Origin of the sequence: Lysobacter sp. TAB13 (assembly GCF_052113885.1) — a bacterium.
GTDB lineage: Bacteria > Pseudomonadota > Gammaproteobacteria > Xanthomonadales > Xanthomonadaceae > Lysobacter > Lysobacter gummosus.
The window spans coordinates 121,394-140,536 of record NZ_JBFRDR010000013.1; the positions used below are offsets into that span (position 1 = coordinate 121,394).

Annotated in this window: 11 protein-coding genes; 2 read left to right on the forward strand and 9 right to left on the reverse strand. The window is 67.8% G+C overall.

Going from position 1 to position 19,143, the window contains the following annotated elements:
- Positions 1-63: 63 nt before the first annotated feature.
- A complete protein-coding gene (locus AB4Y92_RS16600) occupies positions 64-486 on the forward strand; it encodes an RNA-binding S4 domain-containing protein (protein WP_057943476.1) in 423 nt (140 codons plus the stop codon).
- Between the two features lie 91 nt (positions 487-577).
- Here AB4Y92_RS16600 and AB4Y92_RS16605 read toward each other — a convergent pair whose 3' ends face one another.
- The 4 genes from AB4Y92_RS16605 to mutS all read right to left on the reverse strand — a co-directional run bounded on the left by AB4Y92_RS16605 (position 578) and on the right by mutS (position 10,372).
- On the reverse strand, positions 578-1,219 hold the full coding sequence (locus tag AB4Y92_RS16605) for a DUF937 domain-containing protein (RefSeq protein WP_441820652.1): 642 nt from the start codon (positions 1,217-1,219) through the stop codon (positions 578-580).
- Positions 1,220-1,458: 239 nt separating this feature from the next.
- The gene (gene katG / locus AB4Y92_RS16610) at positions 1,459-3,639 is read right to left on the reverse strand and encodes a catalase/peroxidase HPI (protein WP_441820653.1); all 2,181 of its coding nucleotides are present in this window, start codon (positions 3,637-3,639) and stop codon (positions 1,459-1,461) included.
- A gap of 568 nt (positions 3,640-4,207) precedes the next feature.
- Positions 4,208-7,555, reverse strand: a complete 3,348-nt coding sequence (locus AB4Y92_RS16615; RefSeq protein WP_441820654.1) for an AAA family ATPase — start codon at positions 7,553-7,555, stop codon at positions 4,208-4,210.
- 210 nt (positions 7,556-7,765) lie between these two features.
- Positions 7,766-10,372, reverse strand: a complete 2,607-nt coding sequence (gene mutS, locus AB4Y92_RS16620) for a DNA mismatch repair protein MutS (protein WP_441820655.1) — start codon at positions 10,370-10,372, stop codon at positions 7,766-7,768.
- Positions 10,373-10,839: 467 nt separating this feature from the next.
- On the opposite strand from mutS, the gene AB4Y92_RS16625 reads away from it, so the two are divergent.
- Positions 10,840-12,252 (forward strand): amino acid permease, encoded by a 1,413-nt coding sequence (locus tag AB4Y92_RS16625; RefSeq protein WP_441820656.1) that lies wholly within the window; start codon positions 10,840-10,842, stop codon positions 12,250-12,252.
- A 37-nt stretch (positions 12,253-12,289) separates the two neighbouring features.
- Here the strand turns inward: AB4Y92_RS16625 and AB4Y92_RS16630 are convergent, their stop codons facing one another.
- From AB4Y92_RS16630 to AB4Y92_RS16650, 5 genes are all read right to left on the reverse strand, one after another.
- Positions 12,290-12,505 carry a hypothetical protein gene (locus AB4Y92_RS16630; RefSeq protein WP_441820657.1) on the reverse strand — a complete coding sequence of 72 codons (216 nt, stop codon included), beginning with the start codon at positions 12,503-12,505 and terminating at the stop codon, positions 12,290-12,292.
- Between the two features lie 453 nt (positions 12,506-12,958).
- Positions 12,959-14,479, reverse strand: a complete 1,521-nt coding sequence (locus tag AB4Y92_RS16635) for an MFS transporter (RefSeq protein ID WP_441820658.1) — start codon at positions 14,477-14,479, stop codon at positions 12,959-12,961.
- 81 nt (positions 14,480-14,560) lie between these two features.
- Entirely contained in the window at positions 14,561-15,616 is a 1,056-nt protein-coding gene (locus tag AB4Y92_RS16640; RefSeq protein WP_441820659.1) for an MDR family NADP-dependent oxidoreductase, read from the reverse strand.
- Positions 15,613-17,346 (reverse strand): phytoene desaturase family protein, encoded by a 1,734-nt coding sequence (locus tag AB4Y92_RS16645; protein WP_441820660.1) that lies wholly within the window; start codon positions 17,344-17,346, stop codon positions 15,613-15,615. The genes AB4Y92_RS16640 and AB4Y92_RS16645 overlap by 4 nt, the downstream gene beginning before the upstream one ends.
- 24 nt (positions 17,347-17,370) lie before the next feature.
- Positions 17,371-19,092, reverse strand: a complete 1,722-nt coding sequence (locus AB4Y92_RS16650) for a phytoene desaturase family protein (RefSeq protein ID WP_441820661.1) — start codon at positions 19,090-19,092, stop codon at positions 17,371-17,373.
- Positions 19,093-19,143 lie beyond the last annotated feature (51 nt).

Here is a 19,143-nt window from a genome sequence, read left to right on the forward strand (position 1 = left end):
GCTCTTGCTCCATCAACCCCACAACAAAAAAATCCCCCACCACCAGTGCTATCTTTCGCGCCGATGAGCCCTCAAGACCCAACCCCGCCCGCGCCGCAAACCGCCTCGGTCCGTCTCGACCTGTGGCTATGGGCCGCGCGCTTCTTCAAGACCCGCAGCCTGGCGCGGCAGGCGGTGGAAACCGGCAAGGTCGATGTCGGCGGACAGCGCGCCAAGGCTTCGCGCGCGTTGCGCGTCGGCGACACGCTGCGCATCGCGCGCGGCGAGGAAATCTTCGAAGTCGCCGTGACCGGCCTGAGCGACACCCGCGGCCCGGCCAGCGTGGCGCAGACGCTGTACGCCGAAACCGAAGCCTCGCGCGCGGCGCGCGAACAAGCGCGCGCGATGCGCGCGGCCGAGCGCAACGGCTACCGCGCGCCGGAGACCAAACCCGACAAGCGCGCGCGGCGCCTGATCAAGGCGCTCGGCGATATCGACGCGTTGTAGCGCCGCGCGGCAACGCGCAAGCCATCGCCGCAAACGAAAACGGCTGCGCATCAGCGCAGCCGTTGGGGTTCGCGAGGGATGAGTCCGGAGGTCAGCGCTGTCCGCCGCCGCCGAGCAGGCCACCGCCGATCTTGAGCAGATCGCCCAGGCCGAGCTGGCCGTCGCCGTCCTGATCGAGCACCGAGCTGAGCAGGCCGCCGGCCGAGCCTTGTTGCTGGATGCGCTGATGTTCCTGGCCGAGCACGTCGCCCAACTGCTGCGGCGAGGCCGCGGCCTGACCGCCACCGGAGAACATGCGCTGCGCCAGATAGGACAGCACGATCGGCGCGAGCATCTTCAACAGCGCATTGGCTTGTCCGCCCTCCAGGCCGGTGGCCTGGCCCAGCCCCTGCGCCGCGGTGTCCTGACGGCCGCCGAAGATATGGCCGAGGATGCCGGCGCCGTCGGTCTGCGGGCTGCCGCCACCGCCGCCTAGCACCGCGCCGAGCACGCTGCCCAGATCCAGGCCGCTGCTGGCCGCGGGCGCGGCGTGGTCGCGCTGCAGCGCGCCGAACAAGGCTTCGGCGCCCTGCGGCTGGCTGGCGTTGCGGCCGAGCGCGCCGAGCAGCAACGGCAGCGCCGCGCTCACCGCGCTCTGCGTCTGCGTCTGCGACAGGCCGAGCTGGCTGCCCAGTTGCGCCAGCGGCTGGCCTTGGAGTTGGTTGAGAAGATCGTCGGTCAGCGAGGCGCTCATGGAGGTGATTCCGGGTGCGAGGAACGCTGATGCTAGCGCCGGATCGTTAGTGCCGGGTGATGCCGGCCGCGGCGTGGGCGGGGCGCCGCGCGCGGCGGTGGCGGGGCGGTGTCCCGGCGATGCAATGCCGGTGCATCGATGGTGCGGGCCGGTCGCGGCGACGGCGCGTTCGCGCGCCGCGAAAAAAGACGCCCGGCCGATTCCGGCCGGGCGTGAAAGTCACACAGGGTTCGTTGAGATCAGTTCAGATCGAAGCGATCGGCGTTCATCACCTTGTCCCAGGCCGCGACGAAGTCGTGCACGAACTTCTCTTGCGCGTCGGAACTGCCGTAGACCTCGGCCAGCGCGCGCAACTGCGCGTGCGAACCGAAGATCAGGTCGGCGCGGGTGGCCGTCCACTTGGCCTGGCCGGTCTTGCGGTCGCTGCCTTCGAACACGTCCTGCGCATCGGAGGTCGCCTTCCACTGCGTGCCGATGTCCAGCAGGTTGACGAAGAAATCATTGCTGAGCGTGTCCGCGCGCTGGGTGAACACGCCGTGCTTGCTCTGGCCGACATTGGCGCCGAGCACGCGCAGGCCGCCGACCAGCACGGTCAACTCCGGCGCGCTGAGGTTCAACAGTTGCGCCTTGTCGATCAGCAAGGCTTCGGTGCTGACGCCGTACTTGCCTTTGAGGTAATTGCGGAAGCCGTCGGCGAGCGGTTCGAGCGCCGCGAAGGAATGCGCGTCGGTCTGCTCGGCGCTGGCGTCCATGCGGCCCGGGGCGAACGGCACCTTGACCGCGACGCCGGCGTTCTTCGCCGCCTGCTCGACGCCGGCACCGCCGGCCAGCACGATCAGGTCGGCCAGCGAGACTTTCTTGCCGCCCGATTGCGCGGCGTTGAAGTCTTTCTGGATGCCTTCCAGCGTGGACAACACCTTGGCCAGTTGTTCGGGCTGATTGACTTCCCAATCCTTCTGCGGCGCCAGGCGAATGCGCGCGCCATTGGCGCCGCCGCGCTTGTCCGAGCCGCGGAAAGTAGACGCCGAAGCCCAGGCGGTGGACACCAGCTGCGACAGCGGCAGGCCCGAGGCGAGGATCTTGGCCTTGAGCGCGGCAATGTCCTGCTCATCGATCAGGGCGTGATCGACCGCCGGGATCGGGTCCTGCCAGATCAGCACTTCGGCCGGCACTTCCGGGCCGAGGTAACGCGCGCGCGGGCCCATGTCGCGATGGGTCAGCTTGAACCAGGCGCGGGCGAAGGCATCGGCGAGTTGATCCGGGTTTTCGAAGAAACGACGCGAAATCTTTTCGTAGGCCGGATCGAAGCGCAGCGACAGGTCGGTGGTGAGCATGGTCGGCGCGTGGCGCTTGTTCGGGTCGTGCGCGTCGGGAATGCTGCCCGCGCCCGCGCCGTCCTTCGCGATCCACTGGTGCGCGCCGGCCGGGCTCTTGCTCAGTTCCCATTCGAAGCCGAACAGGTTGGTGAAGAACTGGTTGCTCCACTGCGTCGGCGTGCTGGTCCAGGTGACTTCCAGGCCGCTGGTGATGGCGTCTCCGCCCTTGCCGGTGCCGAAGCTGCTGGCCCAGCCCAGGCCTTGCTGGGCGATGTCCGCGCCCTCGGGCTCGCGGCCGACATGCGACTCCGGGCCGGCGCCGTGGGTCTTGCCGAAGGTGTGGCCGCCGGCGATCAGGGCCACGGTTTCTTCATCGTCCATGGCCATGCGCGCGAAGGTCTCGCGGATGTCGCGGGCCGCGGCGATCGGATCGGGATTGCCGTTGGGGCCCTGCGGATTGACGTAGATCAGGCCCATCTGCACGGCGCCGAGCGGGTTCTCCAACTGGCGGTCGCCGCTGTAGCGCTTGTCGCCGAGCCAGGTGGTTTCCGTGCCCCAGTACACCGCCTCTTCCGGTTCCCAGACATCGGCGCGGCCGCCGGCGAAGCCGAAGGTCTTGAAGCCCATCGACTCCAGCGCGACGTTGCCGGTGAGGATCAGCAGATCCGCCCAGGAAATCTTGTTGCCGTACTTTTGCTTGATCGGCCACAGCAGGCGGCGCGCCTTGTCGAGGTTGCCGTTGTCGGGCCAGCTGTTGAGCGGGGCGAAGCGCTGTTGTCCGGCGCCGGCGCCGCCGCGGCCGTCGGCGATGCGGTAGGTGCCCGCGCTATGCCAGGCCATGCGGATGAACAAGGGGCCGTAGTGGCCGAAGTCGGCCGGCCACCAGTCCTGCGAATCGGTCATCAGCGCCAGCAGGTCCTGCTTCACCGCGGCCAGGTCGAGGGTCTTGAACGCTTGCGCGTAGTCGAAATCCTGACCCATCGGGTCGGCTTGCGGGGTCTGTTGGTGCAGGATCTTGAGATCGAGTTGTTCCGGCCACCAATCGCGGTTCGACGTACCGCCGCCGGCGGCGTGGTTGAACGGGCACTTGCTTTCGTTTGACATGGGTTATCTGCCTTTGACGGTTGGATCCAACGACTGGGTTCGGTTGCGGGGCGCGGACGGCCAGCACGGGCCGGCGTTGCGGCTCATGCGGGCGGGAGGCTCAGAAGGGGGCCGGGCGGCCGGACGGCCGACCGGTGCATGGCGCAGGCGAGCCTTGCCGGACATCGCGAACCGCGGGGTCGAAGACAGCGGTGGATGCGATCGTGTGGCGTTCGTCGGGCTGGCTCATCGCTGGCGCTCCGTGTCGCGAGGGGACTACGGGACGATAGATCGGGTCGATCCCTATGTGAAATCGATCCTTTCGACGTATCTGATAGGGGAGGGCTATGGTTACGGCTGCGGCGCCCATCCGCGCCGCAGGGGCGATGATGTAAGCCCGGCGATTGCCACGGTGTGACCGTGCGCGGGAATTGCGACTGATCGTTTAAGGCGGCAGCGTGGTGCTTCGCAACATGCGCGGCGGGTTCGCCGCTGCGCGGGTTGGATAGCGAATGCAGCGGCGGCGCGAGCCGCTGCTTTCACCGCATACACGAAGCCCCGCCATCGCGGCGCGCGGACGAACGCCGCCTCAGCTGCCCTGGACCACGTCGAATTCGCCCGCCAGCACGCGATCCAGCCGACCGCTGCGCCAGCCGCGCACGCCGTCGCGCACCAGCGGCGAGGGCGACTGGCGGTATCGCCGGCAGATGCGCTTGTCGCCGTCGGACGCCGCCTGCGCCACGCGCGCGCGGCCGGGCAAATCGGGCGCGACCTGCACCGACAAGCTCACGCGGCGGGTGACGCCATCGTCGAGTTCCTCGAACACATGCAGGCCCGATTCGCCGCGCAGCAGGTCGTAGGCGCCGAAGCCGCTGACCGCCAGCCAGGCCTTGCAGCGCTCGGCGTCCTGGCGCAGCACTTCCACGCGCATGTTGCGGCGCTGCGCCCAGCCCAGGTACATCGACAGCAACTGCTGCCACCACAGGCGCAGATCGGCGCCGAAGCGCAGATGGCCGGCGTCGTCGGTGTCGATCTCGATCAGCGCGTCCTGCGGCGTGTGTTCGCGCAGGCCGTCCACCGCCAGCCCGAGCAGGAACAGCAACTGCGCCATGCGTCCGGCGAATTCGTCGCTGCCGCGGTCTTGGCGCAGGCGCTGGCGCATGCGCTGGGCGGTGTCGAGCGCGCTTTCGATGCGGTCGCGGCGTTCGATCCGGTCGAGCACGCCGTGGCGGTCGGCCGCCGACCAGAAGTCGGACTCGGCCATGCGCGCGTAATCGGCTTCGCGCGCGGCCACCCATTGCAGCGATTCGACCGTGGCGTCGAGTTCGTCCAGGCGCGCGTGCAAGCGCGCGATGGCCTCGGCGGAGGACGACGGCGCGTAGACCAGATCGCGCAGATCGCCGGCCAGCGCCGGGGCGGCGGTTTCCTCGGCGGGCGCGGCCTCCAGCGCCTGCGGCGCGTTCGGATCGATGAACACCACATCGAGCTTGTCGCCGGCGCTGCGCACGAACAGGAACTGATCGCCCTGCGGCGCGCGGTGCTCGACGATGCTGCGCGCCAGCGGCGCCAGCAGGTAATGCTCGATCGCGCGTCGCAGCGGGCGCGCGCCCAGGTCCGGGGTGAAACCGCGGTCGAGCAGGAATTCGATCGCCGAGGGCTCCCATTCCACCGCCCAGTCGCGATTGCGCAGGCCGCGCCGGGTCAGCACCCGGCCCAGTTCCTTGTGCAGGATCTCGCGCATCAGGCTGCGGTCGAGCGGATTGAACAGCACCACCCGGTCCAGGCGATTGATGAACTCGCGGCGGAAGGTGTCGAACAGCGCCTTCTCCACCGCATCGCGCGAGTAACCGCCGCGCACCGAAGTGAAGCCCGGGCCGGCGCTGCGCGAGATGGTCGAGCCGACATTGCTGGTGAGGATGATGATGCTGTGGCGGAAGTCGGCGGTGTGGCCGCTGCGATCGCTCAGGCGCGCGTCGTCGAACACCTGCAGGAACAAGTCCCAGACCTTCGGGTGGGCCTTTTCGAATTCGTCCAGCAGCACCACCGAGAACGGCTGTTCGCGGATGCGCGAGGTCAGCGAACGCACGCCGCCTTGTCCGCCTTCGTCGGCGGTCAGGCGCCAGGCCGAGTCTTCCGACTGGAATTCGCTCATGTCCAGGCGCAGCAGGCGTTCGTCGCTGCCGAACAGCAATTCGCCCAGCGCCTTCGCAAGCTCGGTCTTGCCGGTGCCGGTGGGGCCGGCGAACAGGAACACGCCGATCGGCCGGCCGTTGTCGGTCAGCCCGGCCTTGAGCATGGCGATGCGGTCGAGCAGGGCATCGACGGCTTCGTCCTGGCCGATCACGCGTTGGCGGAAGAACGCGCGCAACCGATCCAGGTCCAGGCTCTGGCGATCGTCGATGACGTCCAGCGGCAGGCCGCTGCGCTGGGCGATGGTGGCGAGCAGGCGCTCGGCGTCGAGCGGCAACTGCGCCGGTTCCTGCGCGCACGCGGTCTGCAAGGCGTCGCCCAGCAAACGCAGCAGCCGTCCGGGTTCCTGCTGCTCGGGAAAATACTGCGCGGCCATGCGCGCGGCTTCGGCCAAGGTGCGCGCATCGGCGACCGCGCGACCCAGGCGCGCGCTTTCGATGCGCGCCCATTCGGCCGCGATCGGCTCCAGCGCCGGCGCTTCGGTCGCAGCCAGGTTGAGAATTTCGAAGTGATGCTTGATCACCGGCCGCGCGACCAGCAACTGGGCGAGCTGGCGCGGGGTGATTTCGCCGATCACGCGCAGGCGGCCGCGTTCGATCGCCGGCAGCACCAGATCGAGCAGGCCGCGCGGATCGCGCGAGTGCGAGCCCTTGGCCAACAGGTCGAAGAACTCCGGCGCGCGCCACACCGCGCGCTTGCGGTCGAGCACCGACAGCATTTCGCGCACGCGCTCTTCCAACTCGCCGATGTAGCTCTGGCCGGACAAAATCTCCGCGGCCGAAGCTTCGAACACCAGCCAGCCGTCGGCGAGCAGACGTTCGCTGAGCAGGTCGATCAGCACGCTCTTGCCGACCCCGTATTCGCCCGACACCAGCACCGAGGCGGCATCGTCGCCGCTGAGCAGTTCGTGCAGGCGTTCGAGCTGGCGCGCGAGCGCGTCGTGAGCGATGCGCACCTGCGGCTTGGGCGCGGCGTTGACCCGGCCGAAGGCGCCGAGCACGCGGCCTTCGCGGCGCGCGCTGGCGGCGCGGTCGACCTGTTCCAGCAGCGGCTGCAGCGCCGGCGAATTGAAGCGCTTGAGCGTCTCGCGCAGCTGATTGGCCTGGTTTTCCTCGATCTCGTCGAGCGCCGGCGCCGCCGGAGCGTCGCCGAACTGCTCCGCCCACTGCAGGTAGTCGCGCACTTGCTGGCGCACCGGCGCGAAGTCCCACCACCACGCCTGCGCATGCCGCATCAGCCGCGGCAGGGCTTGCGCATCGTCGCGGGTGCGCAGGTGTTCGATAAGGAAGTGCAGCGGATAACCGCCGAACTGGCCGGCGTGGTCGATGATCGGGTCGAGCGCGACATCGCCGCGGCGCGGCAGCGCCTTGGCGATCATCGACTGCAGCACGTAACCGGTGCCGCTGAGTTGGCGCACCAGTTCGTCGGCGTCGAAGGCGCCGTTCGCGATCAGCTCCACGCCCTGGTGGAATTCGGGCAGGGCGAGCAGGTCTTGCGGGCGCTGGATGCGGTCGTCGACGGCGTCGATCTCGCGTACCAACCGAAAAAGTTGATCCTGAGAAGATTCGACCGTTTCCGAAGCCGTATCAATCGGTGCTTTGCTTTCATCCGCGCCCGATTGCGAAGCGTCCTCGGCTTCCGGCGCGGCAACGTCCGCCACCGCCACCGCCGCTCGCGCATCGGGACGATAAAGACGAGCAAGGATCAGGCCGGTCAATACGCCGACGACGAGCAACAATGCTTCCACACAACCTCCCGGTCTCCATTCCGGGCGACAGTTTAGCGGGTCGCTCGCGACTGAGATTGGGACGGACGGCCGATCGGCGATCGGGCACAAAAGCGTCGGGGCGCAAGCCCCTCCCACAAAAGATCGCGAAGCCGCGAAGTCTTTTGTGGGAGGGGCTTGCGCCCCGAATGCCTTCCGCTCAGATCGTCAGGCGACCTTCGCGAGCCGATCTCAAGCCAGCGCCTTGATCCGATACAAGGCTTCCAACGCCTGCTTCGGCGTCAACTCATCCGGATCGACCTCGGCCAAGGCATCCAGCGCCGCGGATGAGGCCGGTGCGAACAAGCCGAACTGCTGCGGCGCATCCAGCGCGGCCTTGGCGAAGGACGGCTTAGGCGTGTCGCGGCCCTGTTGCTCCAGTTCGATCAAGCGTCCGCGCGCCTGCTTCACCACCGACTTGGGCAGGCCGGCTAGTGCCGCGACCTGCAGGCCGAAGCTGCGATCGGCCGGGCCGTCCTTGACCGCGTGCATGAACACCAGTTGCTCGCCGTGTTCGACCGCGTCCAGATGCACGTTGGCGATGCCGTTGCCCGGTTCGGCCAGCGCGGTGAGTTCGAAGTAATGCGTGGCGAACAAGGTGTAGGCGCGATTGCTATGGGCCAGATGGCGCGCGCAGGCCTCGGCCAGGGCCAGGCCGTCGTAGGTCGAGGTGCCGCGGCCGATTTCGTCCATCAGCACCAGCGACTGATCGGTGGCGTGATGCAGGATGTAGCTGGTCTCGCTCATCTCGACCATGAAGGTCGATTGGCCGCGGGCGAGGTCGTCGCCGGCGCCGATGCGGGTGAGGATGCGGTCGATCGGCCCGAGCACCGCGCGCGCGGCCGGGACGAAGCTGCCGATATGCGCCAGCAGCACGATCAAGGCGTTCTGGCGCATGTAGGTGGACTTACCGCCCATGTTCGGGCCGGTGATGACCAGCATGCGGCGGCCGTTGTCTTCATCCAGGATGAGGTCGTTGGGCTCGAACGGTTCCTTGCGCACCGCCTCCACCACCGGATGGCGGCCGCGTTCGATGCGCAGGCCCGGCGATTCGGCCAGTTCCGGCCGCGACCAGTCCAGCGAGGCGGCGCGTTCGGCGAAGGCGCACAGCACGTCCAGTTCCGACAGCGCGCCGGCGCAGCGCTTGAGCGCTTCCAGGCGCTCGTTGAGCGCGTCCAGCAATTGTTCGTACAGCAGGCGCTCGCGCGCCAGCGAACGCTCGCGCGCGGACAGCACCTTGTCTTCGAACTGCTTGAGTTCTTCCGTGATGTAGCGTTCGGCGTTGCTCAGGGTCTGGCGGCGGGTGTAGTGCGTGGGCGCCTTGTCGGACTGCGCCTTGCTGATTTCCAGGTAATAGCCGTGCACGCGGTTGTAGCCGACCTTCAGCGTCGGGATGCCGCTGCTGGCGCGTTCGCGCGCTTCCAGATCGACCAGGAACTGGTCGGCGTTGGTAGACAGAGTGCGCAGTTCGTCGAGTTCGGCGTCGAAGCCGGCGGCGAACACGCCGCCGTCGCGCGCCAGCACCGGCGGCTGCGGCACGATCGCCTGCGCCAGCAGATGCGCGTGTTCGTCGTGTTCGCCGAGCGAGGCGCACAGTTCGTTGAGGCGCGGCGCGTCGAGCGGGGTGAGGATTTTGCGCACGTCGGGCAGCAGGCCCAGGCCGTCGCGCAGGGTGGACAGGTCGCGCGGACGCGCGCTGCGCAGGGCGATGCGCGAGAGGATGCGTTCCAGATCGCCGAGCGCGCGGAAGCGCTCGCGCACGTCGTCGCCGGCGCGGCTTTCGATCAGCGTCGCCACGGCCTGATGGCGATGGCGCAGCACGCCGCGCTCGCGCAGCGGACGATGCAGCCAGCGCCGCAGCAGGCGTCCGCCCATCGGCGTGACCGTGCTGTCGAGCACGCCGAGCAAGGTGGTGCGGCTGTCGCCGTCGATGCGGCTGTCGAGTTCCAGATGGCGGCGGGTGGCCGCGTTCATGGCGATCGCGCCGTCGCCGGATTCGATCGCGATCGAGGTCAGGTGCGGCAGGCGCTGCTTCTGGGTTTCTTCCACATAGCCCATCAGCGCGGCGGCGGCGGCGGTCGCCAGCGGCTTGTCTTCCAGGCCGAAGCCGGACAGATCGTGCAGGCCGAAGAAGCGCAGCAACTGGCGGCGGCCGCTGTCGACATCGAACAGCCACGGCGGACGCCGACGCATGCCGTTGCGCTGCGCCAGGAACGGCGCCCAGCCGTCTTCGTCCGGCATCAGCACTTCGGCCGGTTCCAGGCGGGCGATTTCGGCTTCCAGCGCGTCCTCGCTGGCGACTTCGTTGACCAGAAAGCGGCCGGCGGCCAGATCGGCCCAGGCGATGCCGTAGCCGTGCTTGCCGCGCGAGACCGCCAGCAACAAGGTGTCGCGGCGCTCGTTGAGCAAGGCTTCGTCGGTGACGGTGCCCGGGGTGATCACGCGCACGACTTTGCGTTCGACGATGCCCTTGGCCAGGGCCGGGTCGCCGATCTGTTCGCAGATCGCCACCGATTCGCCGAGCGCGACCAGGCGCGCCAGATAGCCTTCGGCCGAATGGTGCGGCACGCCGGCCATCGGGATCGGCTGACCGGCCGAGGCGCCGCGCTGGGTCAGGGTGATGTCGAGCAATCGCGCCGCCTTGCGGGCGTCGTCGTAGAACAATTCGTAGAAATCGCCCATGCGGAAGAACAGCAGCACATCGGGATGCTCCGCCTTGGCGGCGAAGAACTGCTTCATCAGCGGGGTGTGTTCGGCCGAGCCGTTGGACGGCGACGGCTTTACAGAAGAATCAGACATTTAGCGGAATCGAAGGGGAGTGCGGGAGGCCGGGGCCGAGGCCGGGACGGGCGGGGCGGCGGCGTGGAGTGCAATGGTAGCCGAGTGGTTGTAAGTGCTGGGGCGGGCAGGGAGCGAAGGGGGCTCGAAATGCCCTGATGCCGCCCGGAGTGGCTAGTGAAACCGCACTCTCCCTCTCCCGCCTGCGGGAGAGGGCTGGGGTGAGGGGCGAGCGCCGCAGGCGCGACTGCTGTTGCTTGGATTTCTACGAAGGCCCGCGTCCCTCACCCCAACCCCTCTCCCGCGCCCCGAAGGAAGTCACCTTGGGTGGCAAGCGGGAGAGGGGCTACATCGCTACAGGCCTTTGTGCGGACTTCCGCACCCCAGCCAGGGAACCGTCGCTATTCCGCGTTCGCCGGCCGATGCCAGCATTCGGGGCCGGCAGGCGCGTCGCGGGGGCGACGGCCGCCATCACAGCGGGAGACGCAATGAGCCTTGTCGCGCGCATGAGCCGGCGCAAGTCGGTAGAGCTGTTGCAGGCCGAAGCGCTGACGCGCGGCGAATTGCGGCGGGTGTTGGGCCTGTGGCATCTGACCGCCATCGGCCTGGGCGGGATCATCGGCGTGGGCATCTTCGTATTGACCGGCACGGTCGCGGCCGGCACCGCCGGGCCGGCGGTGGTGCTGTCGTTCGTGTTGGCCGGCATCGCCAGCGCCGCGGCGGCGCTGTGCTACGCCGAGTTCGCCGGGCTGATCCCGGTATCGGGCAGCGCCTACACCTACGGCTATGCGGTGCTGGGCGAATTTGCCGGCTGGCTGATCGGCTGGGATCTGTTGCTGGAGTTCGCCCTGATCGCCGCGGTGGTGGCGGTGGGCTGGTCCGGTTACGTGCAGGCCTTGCTCGACGCGGCCGGGGTGAACCTGCCGCTGTGGGCGCAGGGCGGCTGGTTCGGCGGCAAGGCCGGGCAGGTGGTGAATGTGCCGGCGGTGTTCGTGTCGCTGGCGATCACCGCGCTGCTGGCGTTCAAGACCGAATGGGGCGCGCGCTTCAACACCGTGGTGGTGGCGATCAAGATCGGCGCGGCCGTGCTGATCATCGTGGCCGGCGTGGCCTACGTGGATCCCGCGCGCTGGCAGCCGTTCATGCCGTTCGGCGTCGGCGGCGTGGTGGCCGGCGCGTCGATCGTGTTCTTCGCCGTGTTCGGTTACGAAATGATGACCACCGCGGCCGAGGAAGCGATCGACCCGCAGCGCGATCTGCCGCGCGCGGTGGTGCTGTCGCTGGCGATCGCGATGACCTTGTACGTCGGCATCTGCCTGGTGCTGACCGGGATCGTGTCGTACACCACGCTGGGCAACGACGCGCCGGTGGCGAACGCGTTCGCGGCGATCGGCATGCCCAAGGTCATGGTCGCGATCTCGCTGGCCTCGATCTGCGGCATCACCAGCGTCATCTTCGCCAATCTGCTGGCCGGCGCGCGGATCTGGTTCGCGCTCGCGCGCGACGGCCTGCTGCCGGCGTGGTTCGGGCAGGCGCATCCGCGTTGGCGCACGCCGTTCCGCACGACCTGGCTGATCGGCGTGGTGGCGGCGGTCGCGGCCGGGCTGTTCTCGCTGGAAGAACTGGCCAAGCTGGTCAACATCGGGGTGTTGTGCGCGTTCGTGGTGATCTGCAGCGCGGTGCTGGTGCTGCGCTACCGCGCGCCGGAGCTGCCGCGGCCGTTCCGCACGCCGTGGTCGCCGCTGGTGCCGCTGATCGGTATCGGATTCTCGCTGTGGCTGATCTCGGGTCTGCCCTACATCACCTTCGAGCGCTTCGCGATCTGGCTGCTGATCGGCTGCGCGGTCTACTTCGGCTACGGCATTCGCCACAGCAAGCTGGCGCAGGCGCCGGCGGGTTGAGCGGGGCGCCCGGTCCGCAGGCTCACGCTGCGGCGGGTCAGCGGCTGCGCGTGTTGTTGGCCGATTCCAGCCGCGGCGCCGGCCGTGCGAGCGCCGGCGCCGGTTTGTCGGCGCGCTTGGCTTGTCGCGGCGGGCATTCGGCAGGCGTCGCCGGCGCGGCCGCTTCGAAGTCGGCCACGGCGGTGAGTTGCGGAGGCTCGGCCGCGCCCGGGCCGCGCATATGGCACGAGGGCATGAACGCGGCCGCGAGCACGCACGCTCCCGCGATCAACGCAGCCGCAGTCGGAGGCGTAAGCGCTACGCCGAGGGTCGTTTTCATGGAGTCCCGAGTCAAACTGCCGCACTGGGCGGCGATGCGCACTTAGGCGCTAATCGTTATGTGTTGCTATCGGCAAGCCGCACCGGTCCGCCTTGGTCCGTCTGGCGTTAACCCGGTCACGCTGCGCGGCATTGTCACGATACTGCAGCGTGTGGCGCCAGCTAGTAGTAACCCTAGCAACACTGCCGCACGAATGCGAGGGCCGCTGTTGCGAGTTTGTGTTTTTGCGGGACGAACGCCGCGGATGCGGGGACGAGTCGCGGGCCGGGGCGCCGAGGTGCGCGGGTGCATGCGCGTTGAACCCGACGCTGCGCGATCGATGTCCCGTGGACATCGGCCGACGCAGGTCTGCGATGGCGGCGGTGATCACGCCATCGACGATATCGCTCAAGCCTCGGCCGAGGCCGCCGCGGCTTCCGGCTCGACCTGTCCGGCGCCGGCCGGCACCCGCAGCCGATTGGCGCGGATGCTCATGAACACCAGCGCGGCCAACAGCAGGCCCGCGGCGGCGGCGTAGAACAAACCGCCGAACGCGGCGCGGAACAACTCGCGCGCAGCCGGCGATAACTCCTGGCTGGCCAGCCGGCTCAGGCTCTCCGCGCCCGAGGCGCCGGGCGTCACGCCGATCCCGGCCTGGGCCAGACGCAACAGGATCAAGGCCGTGCCGGCGGTCGCCACGACCGCGGTGCCGAGCGTGCGCGCGAAGGCCATGGCGCCGGTGACCACGCCCAGCTCGCGCGCCGGCGCCGCGTTCTGCGCGACGACATTGATGATCGCCGTGCTCGGGCCGATGCCCAGGCCGACGACGCCCAGCAGCAAGGACGCGGTCAGCGGCGTGAGTTGCGGCGCGAACGCGCCCATCGCCGCGAGCGCGGCGATGGCGATCGGAAACCCCAGCAGCACCGGCCCTTTGAAGTCGCCGGTGCGCGCCGCGTGGCGGCCGCCGAGCAGCGCGCTGATCGCGCCGCCCACCAAGGCCGGAATCAACAGCATGCCGGCCTGCGCCGCGCTCAGGCCCAGGCCGATCTGGTAGTACGCCGGCATCAGCACCGCCACCGCGATATAGAAACCATAGGTCAGCAAGCCGACCAGCAAGGCCGGGCCGATCACCGCGTGGCGCACGAACATCGGCGGGATCACCGGATCGGCGACCCGCGTCTGCCGCCAGGCGAAGGCGGCGCCGACCATCGCTGCGAACGCGAACAGGCCCCACACCTGCGGCGAGGTCCAGGCATAACGTCCGCCGCCCCAGGTCAGGGCGAACAGGAACGCGGTGGTCGCGATACCGAACAACAAGGTGCTCAGATAATCGATGCGCCCGCTGCGTCCGCCGGCGGTGAACGCGCGCAGGCCGGGCCAGGCCACCCACAGCGCCAGCAGGCCGATCGGCAGATTGATCCAAAAGATCGCCCGCCATCCCAGCCAATCGGTCAAAACGCCACCGAGCAACGGCCCGACCAATCCCGCCATCGCCCAGACGATGGCGAAGTAACCGGCGAAGCGGCTGCGATCGCGCGGCCCGGCGATTTCCGCCACCGCCGCCTGGGCGACGATGATCAGGCCCGCGCCGCCGACGCCCTGCAAGGCGCGCGCGGCGACCAGCATCGGCATGCTGACGGCCAGCGCGCACAGCGCCGAGCCGAGCAGGAAGCCGCTCATGCACACCAGCAGCATGATCCGGCGTCCGTGCAGATCGCCGAGCTTGCCGATCACCGGCGTCGCCGCGGCGCTGGCGACCAGATAGGCCGAGATCGCCCAGCCCATCAGATCGAAGCGTTGCAGATCGCGCACGATCGCGGGCAGGGCGGTGGCGACCACGGTCTGTTCGATGGCGCCGAGAAACAGCGCCAGCATCAGGCCGGTCATCACCCGTCTGGAACCGGGCCGTGGGCTGGCGGAAGAGGGCATGGCAATGCTCGCATAAAGGCGCACGGGCCTCGCGCGCCGCTTTCGAAGACGGGCGCGCGAGGCGGCGGCGACGGAAAGGAATTACAGCTTGACCAGCACCTTGCCGCGATTGTCGGCGCCGCCGGCGAACAGGCTCTGGTACGCCTGCGGAATCGCGTCGAAGCCTTCGCGGATGGTGTGGGCCGAACTGAGTTCGCGGCGCCGGATCATGCCGCCCAGGTCTTCGTGCAAGGCCTGCCAGTTGGGTTCGGTGAACCACTCCAGCGAGAAGATGCCGCGAATGGTCGCGCGCGGAAACATGATGTACGGCAACAGCCGCGGCCCGCTGTAGTCCTGTTCGACCTGGCTCGCCCACTGCCAGCACACCGCGACCTGGCTGCCGACGTTGAGCATCGAGAACACCACGTCGGTGACCATGCCGCCGATGCTGTCGAAGTATTTGTCCACGCCGTCGGGCGCGGCCCGGCGCAGCGCTTCGTGCATCTTGTCGGCGGTGTCGTTGGCCTTGTAATCGACGACCGCATCGAAGCCCAGCCCGCTGAGGTACTGCGCTTTTTCCGCCGAACCGGCGGTGCCGACCACGCGCGCGCCGGCGCGTTTGGCCATTTGCCCGACCAGGCTGCCGATCATGCCCGAGGCGCCGCTGATCACGATGGTGTCGCCGGGCTTGACCTGCATGAACTTGGTCAAGGTGCCCCACGCGGTCATGCCGGGGCCGCCCATCGCGCCGAGCGCGGTGGCCAGCGGCAGGGTGTCGTCGTAATGGGCCGGATCGAGTTTGCGATACGCCGGGAACACCATCGGAAAAGTACCGGTCTGCCATAGCGCCGGTTTGCCGTCGCTGACCAAATGCGTCCGCCAACCGCCGAAGCCTTGCAACAGATCGCCGGGCTTGAACGGCGCCTTCGCATCGGCATCGATCACTTCCATTATCGAATCGGCGCCCATGTGATCGCCGATCGGCGTATCCAGGCAGATGCCCTGCAGATACGGATCGACCGACACGTACAAGGTCTTGAGCAGCATCTGCCCTTCGCCGAGGCGGACATCCACATCCTCCTCGATCTTTTCGTAAATGCGGCCGGCATCGGGAACGCCCTCGACGTGCTCGCGCACTACCCATTTTTCGATCTTCATGTGCTGGCGGTCCTGGTGGTGATGAGTTGCGGGAATCCGGCGGCGGGCGCGTAGGCCGGACGCGAGGGGCCGACCGCATGGACGTAATGGGTCGGCGGCGGCGCGGTTTCGTCGATGCTGGCATCGAAGTTCTTGCCGTCGTCCTTGCACACGAAGTGCATGACGTGGCGGCCGGCGGCGGCGGCGCGGATCAGCCCGCCGGTGGTGGCCCACACGCCGGAGATATAGAAGTTCGACAAGCCGGGCATCACCGGGCCGTGCTTCTTGATTTCCTCTTCCATGGTCTCGCCGCTTTCCACGAACGGCTGCCAGCCCAGCACGGTGCCGTCGTAGTTGCCGGTGTAGCGCACCTGGGTCAGCGGGCTGGAGACATCGCGCACGGTGATCGCGTCCTTCAGCCCGGGATAGCGCTTCTCCAGCAACCGCACCATGGCGTTGCTGACCTTGCGCTTGGCGGCGTGGTACTCGTGGCCGCGCCGCACCGGCAGGGTGTGCAACTGCTCGCCCTTGCGCACGCGGCTGACCTGTTCGGGGCCTTCGTTGAGCGCGCGCCATGGCGCGATATCGCAGAAGTAGGTGGCGTAGACGATGCTGTGATCCTTCGGCGCCAGTTCGGGATAGTGCTGGCTGCGGAACTGCACGTTGATGCTGGGATGGCGGATGCCGAGCATCTCCGCGGCTTCTTCTTCCTCCAGCAGATAGGTCGCGCACGGCTCGCCTTCCGGGAACGGCTTGTTGAGGCCGAGGAAGGTGATGAAGTAACCCGGGAAGACCATGTGCGGTTTTTCGATGGTCTCGGTGTAGAGCTTGCGGTAGGTGTCGTTGAGGTACTTGCCCTTGAGGAATTTCATCAAGGTGGTGTGGCCGTCGGCGGCGGAGACCACGATGTCGGAGAAGATCTCGCGGCCGTCGCTCAGGCGGATGCCGACGGCGCGATCGTTGTCGACCAGGATTTCATCCACCTTGTGGTTGTAGTGCACTTCGCCGCCCAGGCGCCGGTAGCGCGCCTCGATCGACTTGGCCAGGCCCAGCGAGCCGCCCTCGGGCACGCCCGCGGACAGGTTGGCGTGCGAGGCGAGCTGGAAGTAGAACGGCAGCACCGGGAAGTTCTGGTGCTTTTCGTAAAGGATGAAGTTGAAGGCTTCGCGCAGGAACGGGTCTTTGAACCTGGCCGAGTAATCGGTCATCAGCACGCTGATCGATTTTCGGATCGAGTTGAAGTAGGGGATGAACGAGGCCAGCATCTTCCAGCGTTCCCAGCGCCCCATCAGCCCGACCGGCTTGAGGAAGGGATACACCGCCAGCGCCTTGCGGAAGCTGCGCAGGCCCTTGACGAAGTCGCGGATCAGCTTGGCATCGGCCGGCGAATGCTCCAGCAGATGCGCTTCCAGCCGATCGGGATCGGAATAGAAATACACCGTGCGGCCGTTGGCGCCGCGCACGATATTGAACACGTCGAAGTGACGCATCTGCTTGCCCTGCAGCGCGCCCAATTCCATCCAGATCTGATGCATCTCGTTGCCCGGGCCGTTGCCGAGCAGCCAGCTGATGCAGCAGTCGAAGGTGAAATCTCCGCGCTCCCAGGCGGTGCAGCAACCGCCGGGAATTTCGTGCATCTCGAAGATCTGCGTCTTGTAGCCGTTCATCTGCGCATAGCAGCCGGTGGACAAGCCGCCCAGTCCCGCGCCGATGATGATCATGTTTTCTCTGTTGCCCAGCGTATGCGACATGGTCCTGGCTTCCTTAAGGCTCGGTCAGACGGCGGAGACTTGGTCCAGCGCCGGCACGGAGTGGCGCGCGGGGGCCGGCCGTTCCGGCGGGGTTTTATCCAGTTGCGGGAAGTGGCCGAGCTTTCCCGTGTGCCAGGGAGCGGCAGCGACGCTTTGCGTGGCCTGGAACTCGCGGCCGAGTTCCTTGCAGATGAACTGCATGACGAAGCGCCCCGACGACGCGGCGCGGATCAGTCCGCCCAGGCCGACCCATTGGCCGGCCATGTAGAAACCGCTCAGCCCCGGCAACTGCATACGACCTTTGTTGACCAACTCGTTGGCCAGATCCTCGGCGTCGCTGAAGGCCTTCCAGGCCAGGATGCTGCCGTTGCTGTTGCCGGTGTAGCGTTTGGTGGTGGCCGGCGTGCCGACATCCACCAGTTCGATGCGCTCGCCGATACCCGGATAGCGCTTCTCCAGAAATTCGCGCACGAACTGCGCGACCTGCTTCTTCTCGGCCCAGTAGCGCTTGCGATCCTCGCTGCGCAAGCTGCGCCAATAGTTGAAATCGCTGAAGTAGGTGCAGTGGATCACCGAGCGGCCGGGCGGGGCGAAACCGTCGGAGTAGCGCGAGCGCAGTTGCACCACGATGCTGTTCTGAAGGGCTCCGGGCAATCGCGCGCCTTCTTCCTCGCTGAGCATGTAAGTGGTGCTGTGGGCATCGTCGGGATCGAAATCGCCGTGCAGGCCGACGAAGGCCGAGACCACCGCCGGGAACAGGATGCCCGGCTTGTTGAGCATCTCGTCGTACAGCGTGTCGATGGTCGGATTGGTGTACTTGCCTTCGAGCATGCCGTAGATGGTGGTGTGACCGTCGGCGGCGGAGACCACGACATCGGCGTAATGGCGCGCACCGCCTTTGAGTTCGACGCCGACCGCGCGGCCGTTCTCGACCAGGATGCGATCGACCCGGGCGCGATAAGTCATGATTCCGCCGAGCGCGTTGTAGCGCTCCTCGATCGAACGCGACAGGCCCAGCGAGCCGCCCTGCGGAAAGCCGGCGTTGTGGTTGTAGGCGCAGGCCATGTTGTAGAGGTAGGGCAGCAGCGGAAAACACTCCGGGTCTTGATAGAAGATGTTGCGGAACGCGCGCCGCAGCAGCGGGTCCTGGAACTTGTCCGCGAAGGCGTGCATCGGCGTGGCGGCGTTGCGCCAGAACAGACGGAACGCCGGCAGGATCTCCCACAGGGTCTTGAGCTTCTCGCCCACGCTCTTGAGCGGGTCGGGTTTCAGGAACGGATACATCTCGATCTTGATGAAACGCCGCAAGTCGGCGCAGAACGAGCGGATCAGCGCGCGATCGGCCGGCGAGATCTCCAGCAGATGGCGTTCGAGCCGGTCGGGATCGTTGTAGAAGATCACCGAGCGCCCGTTTTCGTCGGTCACTTTGTTGAACATGTCGAAATCGCGCACGCTCTTGCCGTCGAGCGCGCCCAGTTCGCGCCAGATCTGATTGGCGTCGTTGCCCGCGCCGGTGCCGATCAGCCATTCAATGCAGTAATCGAAGATGTAGCCCTGGCGCGACCACGCCGTGCAACAGCCGCCCGGCAATACGTGGGTTTCGAAGATGCGCGTGTCCATGCCGTTCATCTGGCCGTAGATGCCCGCGGCCATGCCGCTGACACCGCCGCCGATGACGATGACTCGCGGCCGCCCGTTCGCGCGCGGCGCGCGGTCGCTCCAGTCGGGGCCGCTGTCACGAGCCATGGGCGATGGCTCCGGTGGGGCGGCGAATGTCGGCGAAGCTTGGGATCATGA